This window comes from Kitasatospora sp. NPDC004531 (assembly GCF_053602195.1).
In genome coordinates this window covers 18,255-33,853 of sequence record NZ_JBSGDD010000080.1, presented here as the reverse complement: position 1 = coordinate 33,853, position 15,599 = coordinate 18,255, and the positions used below count along the sequence as shown (strand labels likewise).

Below are 15,599 nucleotides of genomic sequence, written 5' to 3'. Positions count from 1 at the left end.
GGCGTCGTGGCGGGACCGCCGGTGAGGCAGGCCGCACCGACCGCGACGAACCTCGGGTCCGCGGTCGCCCTGGAGGGCTACGGCCTCACCGAGTCCTGCGCGGCCACCGACCTTCTCGACACCGGGGAACCACGTGCGTCCGCTCCGCCTCGCCGCCACCGCGGCGGCCTGCCTGACCGCCATCGCCGTCCTGACCGCCTGCGAACCCGACGGCTCGGACGGCGGCGACGCCGGGAAGACCGCCGCCGCCCCGCCCGCCGCCACCGGGGCGCCCGCCGCGGGCGCGGCGTCCGGGAGCCCGAAGGCCGACCCGAGCGGCGCGCCGGCCGGCGGCGGCAAGACCTCGGCGGTGCCGGCGGCGGCCTGGGTCGCCCCGCAGCAGGTGCCGCTGAACGCGGCGCTGCACTGGACGGCCCCCGCCGCGTCGGCGAAGAGCCTCGGCGCCAAGGGCCAGTTCCTGATCGAGCAGCTCTGCCACGGCAAGCGCGCCGACGACTGGGCGGACACCGTGCCCGGCGTCGACACCGCCTCGCTGGGCGGCGCGGAGGGCGACTGGAAGGCCGACCAGAGCATCGCGAGCTTCGGGGACGCCTCGAAGAGCAGCGCCGCCGCGCAGTCCGCGTTCGGCCTGCTCGGCGCGCTCAAGGACGAGGTGAAGAACTGCTCCGCCACCGTCCCCGGGGCCAAGGCCGAGATCACCGCCGACGACAGCGAGTACCTGGCGGCGACCGTCACGCTGCCGCAGCCGGACGGCGGCACCGTGCAGGTCCACGAGTACCTGACCACCTCCGGCGGCGCGCTGGTCGAGCTCACCCTGCACGCGAAGACCGCCAAGGGCGCCCACCCGAAGACCGCCTGGTCGGCGCCCGCCGACGCCGCCCTGCTGAAGGCGCTCGCCACGCCGGTCTGCACCGCCTACAAGGACTGCTGAGCCCCCGGGCTCCCCGGCCCCTCGGTGCGCACGTCGGCCTGCATGTCGCTCTGCACGCCGCTCTGCACGCCGGGCGCGGCGAACAGGAGCTCCAACGCCCGCTCCACCCGCTCCCGTTCGGCCGCGCCGCCCGGCGGCACCAGGCGCAGGGTCTGCCGCACCCAGCGGGCCAGCCGGGCCGCCGGGGCCTGCAGGAAGGCGTCCCCGTCGGGCGAGCAGAGCATCAGGGTGACGGTGCGGCGGCCGTCCACCACGGTCGGCCAGATCCGCACGTCGCCCAGGCCGGTCGGCCGCAGCAGGCCGTGGAGCAGCAGGTCCCGGGCGAAGTACCAGCCGATCGGCTGCGCCGAGTCGACGTGGAACGCGATGTGCACCGCGTACGGGTCGTCGGCGCGGTACCGCAGCCGCGCCGGGACGGGGAACGCCTCCTGCGGCGACAGCAGCAGATCCAGCACCAGATCGAGGCACAGCTCGGCGGGGCTCTCCATCGCGGTGTCTTTCCACTCGGACCGTCCCGGCGGCTCCGGGCGGGACTGCCCCGAGAGTAGAGCCGCCCGGCGCATCCGACGCGCCCCGGACACCAACGCTGTCGCGGCCGACAGACCCGGCCCGGCTCCGGCTGTGGGCCGGGACAAAGGCCGTGCTCCGGCAACCTGGCGGAGCGTCAAGTACCGTACGCGCATTCACTCGTCGAACGTCCGGACAGCGGGAGGCCGTCCGGGCATCTGAGGGCGTGCCCGGACGACGGCGCGCCCCCGCGCCGAGCGAACGCGCCACCGCGCGCCGCCTAGGCTCACCGCATGGTCACCCCGACTCACCGACGCGCCGGTGGATTCCGCCGCGCGACTGGCCGGCCACCTGCTGGAACGACTCCCGTGGCTGACCGAGGAAACGGTCCGGCGGATCCGCGACAGCATCAGCGTGTACCGCACCGCCGGGCCGCTGCCCGCCGGCGACCTTCGCGAATCCGTCCGCAGCAACATCGAGTTCACCCTGCGCCGGCTCGCCCACGAGGACGGCCTCAGCCTGGAGGCCCCCCGCCGCACCGGCCGGCGGCGCGCCGAACAGGGCCTGCCGCTGGCCACCGTGCAGTCCGCGTTCCGGGTCGGCTTCGCCCACCTGTGGGAGACCATGGCCGCCGAGTCGCTCCGCCACGGCCTCGCCACCAGCACCGAACTCGTGCAGATGGCCACCGACGTCTGGCGGTTCAACGAGGAATCCACCACCGCCATGATGAACGCCTTCAACCGCGCCACCGCGCTGCTGATGGTCCGCCGCGACCAGGAACGCTCGGCCCTCGTGGACGTCGTGCTGCGCGGCGGCATGGGCAACCCCGGCTCCGTGCTGGAGGCCGCCGACATGCTCACCCTCCCGTACGACGGCACCTTCGCCGTCGTCGTCGCCCACGCCCCCGGACTCGCCCGGCACGCCCTGCCCGACATCGAACCCGCCCTGCGCGCCCACAACATAGGCTCCGCCTGGCGGCTCACCCCCGACGCGCACATCGGCATCGTCTCGATGCGCGCCGCCGCCGCGATCCACCAACTCGTCGACGCGCTGCGCCGCCAGGCCGTCCGCCGGGCCGGCGTCAGCCCCTGCTACACCCGCCTCGACCAGACCCCGCAGGCCCTCCACCTCGCCCAGGTCGCCGTCGCCAGCTCCGCCCGCACCGACGAGACCGTCACCCTGTTCGACGCCAACCCGCTGCCGATGCTGGTCGCCTCCGCCCCCTCCACCGCCTCCCGGATCGGCCACCAGGTGCTCGGCCCCGTCATGGACCTCCCCGACGGCCAGCGCGAACAGCTGCTCACCACCATGTCCACCTGGTTCACCGTCGACGGCTCCGCCGACCGCGCCGCCAAACTCCTGCACTGCCACCCCAACACCATCCGTTACCGGCTGCGCCGCATCGAACAGCTCTCCGGCCGCGACTTCGAACGACGCCTCGACTCCGCCGAGCTCTACATCGCCCTGCAGGCCGTCCTGCACCTCCCGGGCGTGGTTCGCGACCCGCTGGAGTGCGCCCCTCTCAACTCGCCTGCCAGCGCCACACGGTGATGCCCGCGCCCCGGGCCACCGGCCGGTAGCCGGCGGCCGGCAGGGCACGCTGGGCGGCGAGCTCCTCGGCGACCGGGGTGGGGAAGCCGTCGGGGGCGTCGAAGGTGGCGGCCCACTCGGCGGTGGGGCGGAACAGCGGACTGCGGTCGTCGGGGGAGAGGCGGGTGGAGCCCGCGTCACCGGGATAGCTGAGATACGGGAACAGCGACACCGTGCACCGCGAAGTCAGCTGCGGCGCAAGCCGGTTGGCGGCCGCGACCCGCGCCCCGTCCGGGACGGCGGCGAGCACCTGCCGCGCGGTCAGTACCTCGGCGGACGGCCGCGACAGATCGGGGACGGGCGCGGCCAGCACCGCCGCCACGACCATCGCGGCGGGCGCCAGCCGCACCAGGGGGCGCAGCCGGACGCGGCGCAGCCCGTCCAGCGCGGCGACGAAGACGACCGGCGCCAGCACCGCGTTGTAGTGCCAGTCGGTGCTCCAGTACGACGGGTTGGGCGACCAGAACCGGGCCGCCAGCGGCAGCACCGCCAGCAGCACGATCGGCGACCGCAGTGCCAGCAGCAGCGTCGGGCCGAGCAGGCAGGCCACCGTCCACCACTTGGCGGCGGGCAGCAGCAGCCGGCTCAGCGGGTCGCTGCCGTTCGCCGCCGCCATCGCGTCGTACGCGTAGTCGCCGACCGGGTTGGCCGCCGGAATCAGCACCAGCACGGCGAGCACGGTGCCGAGCACCGCCGCCGCGATCGTCGCCGCGCCCAGCCACCACCGCCGGCCGACCAGCAGGACGTAGCCGCCGACGCCGGCCAGCAGCAGCCCCTGGTCCTCCTTGACCAGCAGCAGCGGCAGCGCCCAGCACACCGCCGCCCGCCACCGGCGATCCGCCAGGGCGACCGTCGCGCCCGCCAACAGCGGTACCGCCAGGGCGATTTCGTGCATGTCGAACTTCGACGCCGAACACAGCCCCCAGGCCAGCCCGTACGCCAGGCCCGCCGCCACGCCCCGTGCCCGGCCCAGCCACCGCACGGCCAGCCCGGTCACCGGCACCGCCGACAGCGCGAACAGCAGCGCCTGCGCCACCAGCAGCGTCTGCGGGCCCGGCCAGAGCCGGTAGAACGGCGCCAGCACCGCCAGCGCCGGGCTGAAGTGGTCGCCCAACTGCACAAAGCCCGCGCCCTTCAGGGTGACCACCGGCCGCCCGAGGAACGCGTAACCGCGCACCGCCTCCTCGAAGATGCCGAGATCGAAACCGGTGCTCTGCATCCGCCAGTGCCTCGGCAGTGACAGCGACAGGTGGAACAGCGCCACCGGCAGCACCGGCAGCCAGGCGGGACGGACACGGAAAAGTATTCGCACCCACCGGACGCTAGGAAATTACCGCTGAACCGATTCTGAAAGAACCTGAGGATTTCTTCAGGCAGGAGAAAACCGGCACATCGGTCAATGGACTTCTGCCGCACGACAATTGGCATATCCTCGAACGATGCGCCTACTCATGGTCGAGGACGAGGAACGCCTGGCCCGATCGCTCAGCCAGGGCCTGCGCGCCGAGGGCTACGCGGTGGACGTCGCCGCCGACGGTCCCACCGGCCTGGAACGGGCCCGCTCCGGCGCGTACGATCTGGTGGTGCTCGACGTCATGCTGCCCGGACTCAACGGATTCCGGATCTGCCGCCGCCTGCGCGCCGAGGAACACTCCGTGCCGATACTGATGCTCACCGCCAAGAACGGCGAATACGACGAAGCCGAGGCCCTCGACTGCGGCGCCGACGACTTCCTCGCCAAACCGTTCTCCTACGTGGTGCTCACCGCCCGGCTCCGCGCCCTGCTGCGCCGCGCCGCCGCCGGCCGCCCCGCCGCACTCGCCGTCGCCGACCTGCGGATCGACCCGGCGGCCCGCCGCTGCACTGTCGCCGACACCGAACTGCGGCTCACCGCCAAGGAGTTCGGCGTACTCGAATGCCTGCTGCGCCGCCCCGACCAGGCCGTGCCCAAGACCGACATCCTGGACGCCGTCTGGGACTCCGCGTTCCGCGGCGACCTCAACATCGTCGAGGTGTACATCGCCGCGCTGCGCCGCAAGCTCGACCGGGCCGGCGCGCACGCCCGCATCGACACCGTCCGGGGCATCGGCTACCGGCTCACCCCCGCTCCCGCCGATGCCGGCTGACCGCCGCCGCCGGTTCCGGTGGCCCGCCTTCGGCATCCGCGCCCGGGCCGCCGCCGCCGCCCTGCTCGCCTCCGCGCTGGCGTTCGCGGTCGCCGCGCCGCTGGTCGGCGACGCCGTCCGCGAGCGGCTCGAAGCCGAGGCGGAGGTCAGGGCCAGGGACGCTATCTACACCTTGAACGCGAGACTCCGGGAGGGCGCCAAGGGCCGGATCCTGGGCAGCGAGCCGTTCGCCGTGATCACCCAGGACGGCGAGTGGCTGAGAAGCAGTCTTCTGACGGACCGGCGCGCGCAGGACCCGGCACTGGGACTGTGGCCGATGCGACTGGCCCAGCCCGAAACCGGACCACCGCCCTCGCTCGACATCGAGACGGTCGCCGTCCGCTACCCGGCCGGCCTCTCCCCCTACGACCGGCTGGGCTCTTCCCGGCCCCGCACCTACCGCTTCCTGCGCGTGCTGACCGAGGAGGTGAGCAGCGAGCGAATCGCCCGGCTCGTCCAGGACGAACTCCCGCCCCTGCCCCCGGTGCCCGCGCAGCGGCTCACCCTCTACGCACTGGTCGACCCGGTCAGCGCCGACGAGAACAGCTCCCTCATCACCACGGTGCTGCTCTACGCCGTCGCCCCCGGCGCCTCGCTCTTCGTCGCCCTGGTCGCCTGGTTCGCCACCGGCCTCGCGCTGCGCCCGGTGGAGTCGATCCGCCGGCAGATGGCCGCGGTGCGCGGCGGCGCGTTCCACGAGCGTGTCCCGGTGCCGCGCGCCAGGGACGGCATCCACCGGCTGGCCGTCACCACCAACGACACCCTGGACCGGCTCCAGCACGCCCTGGACGAACAGCGCCGCCTGGTCGCCGACGCCTCGCACGAACTGCGCAGTCCGCTTGCCGCGCTGCGCAGTTCACTGGAGGTGCCGCTCGCCCACCCGGTCACCGCCGACTGGCCGGCCGTGGTGCGCGGCGCGCTCGGCGACACCGAACGGCTCCAGGACCTCGCCGACGACCTGCTCCTGCTGGCCCGCACCGAACGGGACGCCGAGCCGGGCGCCGAACGCCACGGCGGCACCACCGACCTGCACGACCTGATCGCCGAGCAGCTCGCCGAACGCGAGTACGGGGACGGCGGGTTGACGTACCGGGGCGAGCTCGCCGAGGCGGTGCTCGCGGGCCGCGAGGTGCTGCCCGGCCGACTGGTGCGCAATCTGCTGGACAACGCCGCCCGGCACGCGGAGAGCCGGGTCTCGGTCACCCTCACCGTCGCGGACGGCTGGGCCGAACTCGCGGTGGAGGACGACGGATCGGGCATCCCGGCCGCCGACCGCGAGCGGGTCTTCGAACGTTTCGTCCGCCTGGACGACGCCCGCGACCGCAACAGCGGCGGCGCGGGCCTGGGCCTGGCCCTGGTGCGCACCATCGCGCACAGCCTGGGCGGCACGGCCGCCGCCGAGCCGCCCGGCCGGCTGCCCGGCGCGCGGCTGGTGGTGCGGCTGCCGGTGCTCGGGGGCTGAACGCAGCGGGCCGCCGACCGTGCCCGGGCGGGCAGGGTCGGCGGCCTGGTTCACCTCGCCGGTGCCTACGACAGGTCGAAGGCGCCGCCGGCGACCGCCACGCCGACCGGGCAGGTCAGACGCACGCGGAACTGGCCGGAGAAGAGGACGGTGGACACGTAGCGGTTGCCGTCCGAGCAGTCGACGAAGGGCTGCCACAGCGGGCCGTTACAGGTCTCGGTGAAGCTCGGCCCGTTGAACGAGAAGCCCCCGCACACCAGGTCCAGCGGCGCGATGCCCTGAGCCGTCCCGTCGGAGTGCACCGACGGAAGGTTGGTCGGCTGCGCCAGCGTGAGCGACGGGGTCTGGACCTCGGGGGCCACCGCGGTGTTGTTCGCCGCGGAGATCACCGGCAGGGTCGAGGCCAGCGGGTCGGCCTGGGCCACGGGCTGCGCCGCAGGCTGGACCGCCGCCTGGGTCGCGGGCTGGGCCGTCGTGTCCGCCGCGTAGGCGGAGCCGACCGTACCGACAGCCGTCACGGCCAGAGCCGAGGCGACACCGATGGCGCTGAGCATCTTTCCGAACATGTTGTTCCACTTTCACTGAGTGTTACTGAGGGTGATTGGGAAGCAGGGGGATGCCCGCCTGCAGATCCCCGGAACCGGCCGGGGCGAGACCCACGCTAGGTCAGCTGTCGAGGAGGCGCGCGGCGAGAACGGCGAAAAAATCCGTGTACATCCGATCGGCTCTGGGAGGCCCGCGGAGCGCCGCCGCCGGATCCCGGTCGGGTGACCCTCGGACGGCGGCGGTAGGCTGCTGTTCATGCGTGCGACAAGGGAGTTGACGGACGACGAAGGCCACCCGGTACGGCTCGGGGAGGTCCGCCGGATCGTCTCGCTGGTCCCCTCGCTCACCGAGGCGGTGGCCGCCACCGCCCCCGAGCTGCTGGTCGGCGCCACCGACTGGTGCACCCACCCCGCCGGACTGGAGGTCGCCCGGATCGGCGGCACCAAGAACCCGGACGTGGCGCGCATCGTCACTCTCCGTGCCGATCTGGTGATCGCCAACGAGGAGGAGAACCGCGCCCCCGACCTGGCCGCACTGCGCGCGGCCGGCCTGCCGGTGTGGACCACCCGGATCCGCGACCTCGACCAGGCCCTCGACTCGCTGCGCCGCCTGCTCGTCGACGCCTGCCGACTGCCCGACCCCGCCTGGCTGTCCGACGCCCGGAAGGCCTGGGCGGAGCTGGACGGGCGGGCGGCGCCGGTGCCGGCGGTGGTGCCGATCTGGCGGCGGCCGTGGATGGTGCTCGGCGCGGACACCTTCGCCGCCGACCTGCTGCGACGCCTGGGCGTCACCGTCGTCACGGCCGGGCGCCCCGGCCGCTACCCGCGCGTCCCGCTCGCCGAACTCCGGGGCGCGGGAGCCGAGTTGCTCGTCCTGCCGGACGAACCGTACCGCTTCACCGCCACCGACGGGCCGGAGGCGTTCCCCGGCCTGCGGTACGCCCTGCTCGGCGGACGGCACCTCACCTGGTACGGGCCCTCGCTGGCCGAAGCGCCCGCCGTCCTCGCCGCCCAGCTCGCCGCCCGCGAAACGGGTCGGCCGGCCGTGTAGAGATCCGTCCGGCGGCTCCGACTGTCGGTCGAACGGCGCCCGCGCGGGCGCCGCAGCCGAGGATCGAGAGGGCATCACCGTCATGCAGCAGCTCGTGCAGCAGGCCATCGACCAACTGGTGGAGTCGGGCCAGGAGTTGGGAATCCAGGTCGCCGTGTACCGGAACGGCGAGAAGGTGGTGGACGCGGTGGCGGGCGTCGCCGACCCGGCGAGCGGGCGGCCGGTCACCCCCGACACCCCGTTCTTCAGCGCCTCCACCGGCAAAGGAGTGACGGCGACCGTCGTGCACGTCCTCGCCGAGCGCGGCGTCCTCGACTACGACGCCCCGATCGTCGACCTCTGGCCCGAGTTCGGCGCCCACGACAAGGGCAAGGCCACCCTCCGGCACGCCCTCACCCACTCGATCGGCGTCCCCGCCGTCCCCGCCGACACCACGCTCGCCGACCTGGCCGACTGGGACGGCATGTGCGCCCTGATCGCCGCCGCCGAACCCTGGTGGGAGCCCGGAACGGCCACCGGCTACCACGCCGTGACCTGGGGATTCATCCTGGGCGAGGTGGTCCGCCGGGCCACCGGCAAGCCGATCTCGCAGGTGCTCCGGGACGAGGTCGCCGAACCGCTCGGCATCGCCGACGAGCTGTACTTCGGCGTCCCCGCCGCCGAACTCGACCGGCTCGCCCGGCTGGAGGACGCGCCCGGCGCCGCCGAGATGCTCGCGGCCATGCCCGCCGACCTGCCGCTGTTCAAGGCCACCCCGCCCGCCCTCACCCCGAGCGCCGGCTACGGCAACAACCCGCTGGTCCTCACCTCCGACATCCCCTCCGGCGGCACCATGTCGGCCCGCGCGGTGGCCCGGATGTACGCCGCGCTGCTCACCGACGTGGACGGCGTCCGCCTCGTCCCGGACGAGCGGCTCCGGGAGATCACCACCCTGGCCACCGCCGAGATCGACCGCATGGTCGGCTTCCCCGCCGCCCGCGCCCTCGGCTACAACCTCGGCCGCCCCGGCGCCGACCCCCAGCAGACCCTGGCCGTCTTCGGCATGCCGGGCATGGGCGGCAGCACCGCCTGGGCCGACCCGACGACCGCCACCACCTTCGCCCTCACCCGCAACCGCTTCTTCCCCGGCCCCGCCACCTCCGCCGACCAACTCAGCCACCTGATCGCCACGGCCTGACCCCGGCGGAACGCGAGCGCGCCCGACAGCCGCCGGCAGGCCCGCTGCCCATCACGGAGCCGGGGTGCGAGCAGCCGGAGCCGCGCCCACTTGCCGTGTGCCGAACTCCCAGGTCCCGGCCCGGGAGTCGGGGCCGGTGCTGAACGCGCAGTCGTCGCCCATTCCGCCCCCGGGGCGGGTGCCGGCTCGTCGTGCTCCGGGCTCCCCGGTGGCTGGTGGCCCGGCCGGAAACGCCGCCTCCGTCCCACGCCTGTCGGGGTGGCGTCGGTCGTTCGTGCGATGAACTCCTGCGCCATGTGCGGGAGGTGGGGTGCTCGGCTGCCGTGCAGCACGCCGCCGGGGCGGGTGTTGGTTCGTCGTGTTCCGGGCTCCCCGGTGGTGGGTGGCCCGGCCGGAATCGCCGCCTCCGTCCCACGCCTGTCGGGGTGGCGTTGGTCGTTCGTGCGATGAACTCCTGCGCCATGTGCGGGAGGTGGGGTGCTCGGCTGCCGTGCAGCACGCCGCCGGGGCGGGTGTTGGTTCGTCGTGTTCCGGGCTCCCCGGTGGTGGGTGGCCCGGCCGGAATCGCCGCCTTCGTCCCACGCCTGTCGGGGTGGCGTTGGTCGGTCGCACGATGAACTCCTGCGCCATGTGCGGGAGGTGGGGTGCTCGGCTGCCGTGCAGCACGCCGCCGGGGCGGGTGTTGGTTCGTCGTGTTCCGGGCTCCCCGGTGGTTGGCGGCCCGGTCCAAGACGCCGCCCCCGGCTCACGCCCGCCGGGGCGGTATCGGCTCGTCGCGCGATGAACTCCCGTGCCATGTTCCAGAGTTGGGTGCCGGGTCGTCGCGCAGCCCGCCCAGGGGTGGCACCGCTTCGCCGCGAGCCGAACTCCAAGTTCGGGCCCGGTCGAAGACGCAGTCCCCCGGGGCCGCGCCCGCTCCCCGCCGTGTCTGCCGCTCGCCTGACGGAGCTGCGCCCGCTCGTCGTTCCTTCCGTCCCCCGGCAAGCGCCCCGTCGGTCCGCCGAACTCTCCTGTCAAGCCCGCGACTTGGGCGGGCGGCTGAATACGCAGTCGCCGCACAGGCCGCCGGTAGGGGTGCGGTAGTACAGGCAGCAGGAGGTGCGGCGGAAGGCGAGGGGGTGGCCCGGCGGGGTGGGGGTGCCGGTGGCGGAGAGGTCGGGGAGGGCGAGGAGGGCGCGGGCGAGTGCGGCGGCGGGGGTGCGCAGGTGGGGGAGGGCGCCGAGCTGCCTGGCGGCGCCGACCAGCGCGGAGGCGGCGTTGCCCGCGAGCAGTCCGGCCGCGACCGGCGTGAGCTCGCGGACGGCGGCGGCGAGCGGGTGCAGGTGCCCGTCCATCACCAGCGCGTGCAGCCCGGCCGGCGAGGCCTCCGCGGTGGGCGCCGGCAGCCACAGGTCGAACGGCCCCTGCGGCGGCAGCGCGAACCGCGCGCCGTCCAGGTCGGGCAGCCGCCCGGTGGCGACCGCCGTCCCGAGGGCCACCGACCACAGCCGCGCCGCCAGCCCCAGGTGCGCGGTGGACGCCGCGACCCGTGTCTCGTCCGTGCCCAGCACCCGGCCGACCTCGGCGATCCGCGCCGCCAACGGCCCGTCCGGTGCGGACAGTTCGCGCAGCGGCCGGAACCCGGCGGGCGCGGGCCCGGCGAGGGTGGCGAAGTACGGGCCGAGGGCGGCCAACGGCGGCTCGATCATGGCGCGGAGTGTAGTCGGCACCGGATTTCGCTGGCCTCCGGCGGCCCCGCCGCCTATCGTCGCGAGCCGAGGCATCACCGGCGCGGAGGAGGAACGGCGAATGCGGTACCGGCAGTTGGGGCGCAGCGGGGTCGAGGTGTCGGAGGTCGGCTTCGGGGCGTGGGGGATCGGCGCGTCCGGCTGGATCGGCGCGCGGGAGGACGAGTCGCTGGCGGCGCTGCACCGGGCGATCGACCTGGGCGTGAACTTCATCGACACGGCCCGCGGCTACGGCGAGAGCGAACGGCTGGTCGGCCGGGTGGTGCGGGAGCGTGCCGCGGCCGGTCAGCAGGTGCGGGTGGCGACCAAGGTTCCGCCGCTGAACCGGCAGTGGCCGGCCCGCCCGGGCGTGGACCCGGCGCAGACCTTCCCGGGCGCGCACATCCGAGAGAGCGTGCAGACCTCGCTGCGGGCCGGCGGCCTGGAGCGGTTCGACCTGGTGCAGTTCCACGTCTGGCACGACGAGTGGCTGGGTCGCGGCGACTGGCTGGAGACCGTCACCGCGCTCAAGGAGGAGGGCCTGATCGGCCTGTTCGGCGTCTCGATCAACGACCACGAGCCGCACACCGCCGTCGAGTTGGTGCGCAGCGGCGCGGTGGACGCGGTGCAGGTGATCTACAACGTCTTCGACCAGTCGCCGCTGGACGAGCTGTTCCCGGCCTGCCGCGAGCACGGCGTCGGCGTGATCGTCCGGGTCGCGCTGGACGAGGGCGGCCTGACCGGCCGGCTGACGGCCGACACGGTGTTCCCGGACGGCGACTTCCGGCAGCGCTACTTCCGGGGCGAGCGTCTGGCGGAGGTCGAGCGCCGGGCCGCCGCGATCGCCGCCGACCTGGGCATCGGGACGGACGGGCTGGCGGAGGCGGCGCTGCGGTTCGTGCTGAGCGAGTCGGCCGTGTCCACCGTCATCCCGGGCATGCGCTCGGTGCGCAACGTCGAGCGCAACGCCGCCGTCGGCGACGGAGTGCCGCTCGGCGAGGCCGAGTTGAAGGTGCTGGCCGGCCACCGCTGGGACCGCAACTTCTACTCCTGAGCCGGCCGCGCCGGAAGCGCCGGGCGGGGCGCGTGCGGTTGTCGGTGCTCGGTGGCAGAGTGGGGACGCATGTGCGGTCGTTTCGTCTCCACCACCGAGCCCGGTGACTTGGTCGCCCTGCTCGACGTCGCGCGCTGGAACCCGACGGAGGCGCTCGCGCCCAGTTGGAACGTGGCGCCGACCGACCCGATCCCGGCGGTGCTGGAGCGGGTCGACCACGACACCGGCGAGGTGGTGCGCCAGTTGCGGACGCTGCGCTGGGGCCTGGTCCCGTCCTGGGCGAAGGACCGCTCCGGCGCGGCCCGGCTGATCAACGCCCGCTCGGAGACCGTCGACCAGAAGCCCTCGTTCCGCAAGGCGTTCGCCGCCCGGCGCTGCGTGATCCCTGCCGACGGCTACTACGAGTGGCGGCCCGTCCCGGCGGCGGACGGCCGCAAGGCCTACAAGCAGCCCTACTTCCTGAGCACCGGCGAGCTGATGCTGATGGCCGGCCTGTACGAGTTCTGGCGGGACGCGAGCGTGCCGGAGGACGACCCGGCGGCCTGGCTGGCGACGGCGACCATCCTGACCACCGACGCCACCGACAGCGCCGGGCGGGTGCACGACCGGATGCCGCTCACCATCACCCGCCAGGACCTGGACAGTTGGCTCGATCCGGCGCACAGCGACCGGTCCGACCTGCACCACCTGCTGCACCGCCCGGCCGACGGGAACATCCGGGTCCGCGCCGTGCCCACCGCCGTCAACCGCGTCACCGAGAACGGCGCCCGCCTGCTCGCCGACGCCCCGGACCCGCTGGGCATCGCCGACTGACTCCCGAGCGCGGGGCCGACGCCGGCCCGGCCCACGTCAGCCCAGCCGGGCCCGGCCCGCGTCGGCCTGGCCCGCCCGCGCCCCGCGTCAGCCCGCGTCGCCCCCCGAGTCGGAGCCGCCGTCGAAGCCCCCGATCCGGCGGCGGTCCTCGTTCCGGCGGCGTCGGGCGTCCCGCCGGACCAGCTCGCCCGCGCCGAGCGTCACCCGGGCGACCGCGCGGGCCCAGCCGGGCCCGCCCCGCTCCGCCCACACCACACACCCGCAGCCGCCCACCACGAGCAGCAGCACAACCACCAGCAGTACACCGATCACGGCATCCCCTTCGCCTGAGACGCCCCGATCATCGCAGCCGCGGGCGGTGCGCCGACATCCTCACCCGCGCCCGAGCCCCAGCCGCACGGCGCGCTCCACCGGCGAGTACGCCCCGTCCGCGCGCTCCAGCACCAGATCGGCGGTGGACACCAGCGGCGGCTGGGCGATGAATCGCGGCTCGGTGCCGCGGTGCGGCTGCGCGGCGTGGATCAGGAACGGGTGGCACAGGTACACGTCCCCCGCCCGCCCGGTGGCGAGCGCCGTCTCCCGCTCCGGGTTGTCCAGCAGCCCGGCCCGGTCGAGTTCGGCGCAGAACGAGAACATCTCCACGCCCTTCTCCCCGGCCGGCTCCAACTGCCGCGGCAGGTCCAGGTGCGAGCCGACCTTGATCCGGGTCGGCGCGTGCGCCTCGTCCACGTCGGACAGCAGGAACAGCATCAGCAGCGCCCGCCCGCGCGAGACCAGGTTCAGCCACATGCCCTGCTCGCCGTCCGGCGTGAAGCTCGCGTCCATGTGCCAGCCCGCGTCGCCCGGGTCGTCCGGGTGCGGGAAGCGGACCGGGAACGTGCCCAGCCACGGCTGCGGCCGCCACCGGCCCTCGCCGACCAGCTGGTCGAACGCGGCGTGCAGCCGCTCGGAGGTCGCGGCCCGCCGGAACGGCTCCGCCGCGTACCCGCCCAGGCGCACCACCGGCTGCGTCCAGCCCGCCGGATCGTCCGGATCGAGTCCCATCTCCCGCCACAGGAACTCGCGGCACTCGGCGGCCGTGTCGGACGAGAACGCGCCCTCCAGCCGGACGAAGCCGTCCGTGACGAAATCCTCGACCTGCTGGGGCGACAGAACGGTATCCATGGGGACGGATTCTCAGCGGCCCGCCCGGCATCGGCAAGCGAATTTCCGTGCCCCCGCCGCGACTTGACGCCGCGCCGCCCGCACGCTTCGGTAGGAGCCATATGACCGACTCCACCCCGCACAGCGGCCCCGTGTTCGACGCCCTCCAGGGCCTGTCCGTCGGCGACGCCCTCGGTGCCCAGTTCTTCGTCCCCGACACCGCGCGCGCCCACTTCGGCGCCGACACCGTCCCGCCCGGCCCGTGGCCGTGGACCGACGACACCGAGATGGCCTGCTCGGTGTACGCCATGCAGAAGGCCCGCGGCGCCGTCGACCGCTACGACCTGGCCCACGCCTTCGCGCTGCGCCACGACTTCGACCGCGGCTACGGCGCCACCGCCAACCGGCTGCTGCGGCTGATCCGCGAGGGCGGCGACCACCGCCGGCTCGCCGCCGAACTCTTCGACGGCCAGGGCTCGTTCGGCAACGGCGCGGCGATGCGGGTGGCCCCGCTCGGTGCCGCCCACGACTACGACCCGGCCTCCGCCGTCCGGCCCGCCGCCGACACCGCCCTGGCCACCCACACCCACCCGGACGCGGTGGACGGCGCGATCGCGGTGGCCGTCGCCGCCGCCCACGCGGTGCGCTGCCGCACGAAGCCGCTCACCCCGGAACGCTTCCTGTCCGAGGTCGTCGAGCTCACCCCGTTCGGGCCGGTCCGCGACGGCCTGGACCAGGCGCGGCGGCTGATCGACCGGACCGACGCCCGGGCGGTGGCGGCGGTGCTCGGCAACGGCCGCCACACCAGCGCCCTCGACACCGTCCCGTTCGCGCTCTGGTGCGCCGCCCGGTGGCTCGACGACTACCCGGCGGCGGTCCGGGCCGCGATCGGCGCCGGCGGCGACATGGACACCGTCGCCGCGATCACCGGCGGCGTGGTCGCCGCCCGCACCGGCACCGCGGGCATCCCCGCCGCCTGGCTGGCCGCCCGCGAACCGCTGCCCGGCTGGGCGTTCCCCGAGGACTGCCGGATCCCGCCGCCCATGCGGCTGGACGCCGAGCCCCCGGCCGCATCGCGCCACCGGCCGATGCTGCTGCCCCGGCCCTGCCCGGTGCCGGACAGCCTCTGGTTCACCGAGGAGGTGTGGCGCCGCTACCGCGACGGCTACCGGGCGGGCCGCTGGGAGGCCCGCGCCGCCGAGGGCGTCCTGCACCTGTACGAGGCGACCAGCTGCCACGAGGTCTTCGCGGTCCAGGTCGCCCCCAACGGCACCGGCCAGGCGGCCGTCGGCGTGACGGTCGAGGCCCACCCCGCCCGCCGCTACGGCCGCGTCGTCCAGCGGGCCGGCGTGCGGTCCATCCTGATGGAACTGGAGGGCATCCTGCAGACCAAGGGGCCCTACCCGGCCGGCCCCTGGTGACGGACCGTCCGCTAAGGTCGAACTCCCAGTAGGC

15 protein-coding genes are annotated in these 15,599 nt (G+C 74.7%); 9 read left to right on the top strand and 6 right to left on the bottom strand.

What is annotated here, in order from left to right; translation table 11 throughout:
• The first annotated feature begins 133 nt into the window (after window positions 1–133).
• Window positions 134–931 (top strand): hypothetical protein, encoded by a 798-nt coding sequence (locus tag ACWEMJ_RS26380; RefSeq protein ID WP_452139614.1) that lies wholly within the window; start codon window positions 134–136, stop codon window positions 929–931.
• Here ACWEMJ_RS26380 and ACWEMJ_RS26375 read toward each other — a convergent pair.
• On the bottom strand, window positions 916–1,419 hold the full coding sequence (locus ACWEMJ_RS26375) for an SsgA family sporulation/cell division regulator (RefSeq protein WP_452139613.1): 504 nt from the start codon (window positions 1,417–1,419) through the stop codon (window positions 916–918). The genes ACWEMJ_RS26380 and ACWEMJ_RS26375 overlap by 16 nt on opposite strands.
• A 340-nt stretch (window positions 1,420–1,759) precedes the next feature.
• On the opposite strand from ACWEMJ_RS26375, the gene ACWEMJ_RS26370 reads away from it, so the two are divergent.
• The gene (locus tag ACWEMJ_RS26370) at window positions 1,760–2,989 is read left to right on the top strand and encodes a PucR family transcriptional regulator (protein WP_452139612.1); all 1,230 of its coding nucleotides are present in this window, start codon (window positions 1,760–1,762) and stop codon (window positions 2,987–2,989) included.
• Here the strand turns inward: ACWEMJ_RS26370 and ACWEMJ_RS26365 are convergent.
• Window positions 2,961–4,340, bottom strand: a complete 1,380-nt coding sequence (locus ACWEMJ_RS26365) for a DUF2079 domain-containing protein (protein WP_452139611.1) — start codon at window positions 4,338–4,340, stop codon at window positions 2,961–2,963. The genes ACWEMJ_RS26370 and ACWEMJ_RS26365 overlap by 29 nt on opposite strands.
• Window positions 4,341–4,467: 127 nt before the next feature.
• Between ACWEMJ_RS26365 and ACWEMJ_RS26360 the strand changes: the two genes are divergently transcribed.
• Window positions 4,468–5,154: a response regulator transcription factor gene (locus ACWEMJ_RS26360; RefSeq protein ID WP_452139610.1), complete on the top strand. Its 687-nt coding sequence runs from the start codon at window positions 4,468–4,470 to the stop codon at window positions 5,152–5,154.
• Window positions 5,144–6,655 carry a sensor histidine kinase gene (locus ACWEMJ_RS26355; protein WP_452139609.1) on the top strand — a complete coding sequence of 504 codons (1,512 nt, stop codon included), beginning with the start codon at window positions 5,144–5,146 and terminating at the stop codon, window positions 6,653–6,655. Before ACWEMJ_RS26360 ends, ACWEMJ_RS26355 begins: the two co-directional genes overlap by 11 nt.
• A gap of 65 nt (window positions 6,656–6,720) precedes the next feature.
• Here ACWEMJ_RS26355 and ACWEMJ_RS26350 read toward each other — a convergent pair whose 3' ends face one another.
• Complete coding sequence (locus tag ACWEMJ_RS26350) at window positions 6,721–7,221, bottom strand: hypothetical protein (RefSeq protein ID WP_452139608.1); 501 nt, start codon at window positions 7,219–7,221, stop codon at window positions 6,721–6,723.
• Between the two features lie 301 nt (window positions 7,222–7,522).
• Here ACWEMJ_RS26350 and ACWEMJ_RS26345 point away from each other — a divergent pair, with 301 nt between their 5' ends.
• Window positions 7,523–8,251 (top strand): helical backbone metal receptor, encoded by a 729-nt coding sequence (locus ACWEMJ_RS26345; protein WP_452139615.1) that lies wholly within the window; start codon window positions 7,523–7,525, stop codon window positions 8,249–8,251.
• An 82-nt stretch (window positions 8,252–8,333) separates the two neighbouring features.
• On the top strand, window positions 8,334–9,428 hold the full coding sequence (locus tag ACWEMJ_RS26340) for a serine hydrolase domain-containing protein (RefSeq protein WP_452139607.1): 1,095 nt from the start codon (window positions 8,334–8,336) through the stop codon (window positions 9,426–9,428).
• A 1,013-nt stretch (window positions 9,429–10,441) separates the two neighbouring features.
• Here ACWEMJ_RS26340 and ACWEMJ_RS26335 read toward each other — a convergent pair.
• A complete protein-coding gene (locus tag ACWEMJ_RS26335) occupies window positions 10,442–11,116 on the bottom strand; it encodes a (2Fe-2S)-binding protein (RefSeq protein WP_452139606.1) in 675 nt (224 codons plus the stop codon).
• A gap of 100 nt (window positions 11,117–11,216) precedes the next feature.
• Between ACWEMJ_RS26335 and ACWEMJ_RS26330 the strand changes: the two genes are divergently transcribed.
• A complete protein-coding gene (locus tag ACWEMJ_RS26330) occupies window positions 11,217–12,188 on the top strand; it encodes an aldo/keto reductase (protein WP_452139605.1) in 972 nt (323 codons plus the stop codon).
• Between the two features lie 69 nt (window positions 12,189–12,257).
• The gene (locus ACWEMJ_RS26325; protein WP_452139604.1) at window positions 12,258–13,001 is read left to right on the top strand and encodes an SOS response-associated peptidase; all 744 of its coding nucleotides are present in this window, start codon (window positions 12,258–12,260) and stop codon (window positions 12,999–13,001) included.
• A gap of 87 nt (window positions 13,002–13,088) precedes the next feature.
• Here the strand turns inward: ACWEMJ_RS26325 and ACWEMJ_RS26320 are convergent, their stop codons facing one another.
• Window positions 13,089–13,313, bottom strand: coding sequence for a hypothetical protein (locus ACWEMJ_RS26320; protein ID WP_452139603.1), 225 nt, complete (start codon window positions 13,311–13,313; stop codon window positions 13,089–13,091).
• 60 nt (window positions 13,314–13,373) lie between these two features.
• Window positions 13,374–14,165 (bottom strand): phytanoyl-CoA dioxygenase family protein, encoded by a 792-nt coding sequence (locus ACWEMJ_RS26315; RefSeq protein WP_452139602.1) that lies wholly within the window; start codon window positions 14,163–14,165, stop codon window positions 13,374–13,376.
• Between the two features lie 101 nt (window positions 14,166–14,266).
• On the opposite strand from ACWEMJ_RS26315, the gene ACWEMJ_RS26310 reads away from it, so the two are divergent.
• Window positions 14,267–15,565 (top strand): ADP-ribosylglycohydrolase family protein, encoded by a 1,299-nt coding sequence (locus tag ACWEMJ_RS26310; RefSeq protein WP_452139601.1) that lies wholly within the window; start codon window positions 14,267–14,269, stop codon window positions 15,563–15,565.
• The last annotated feature ends 34 nt before the right edge of the window (window positions 15,566–15,599 follow it).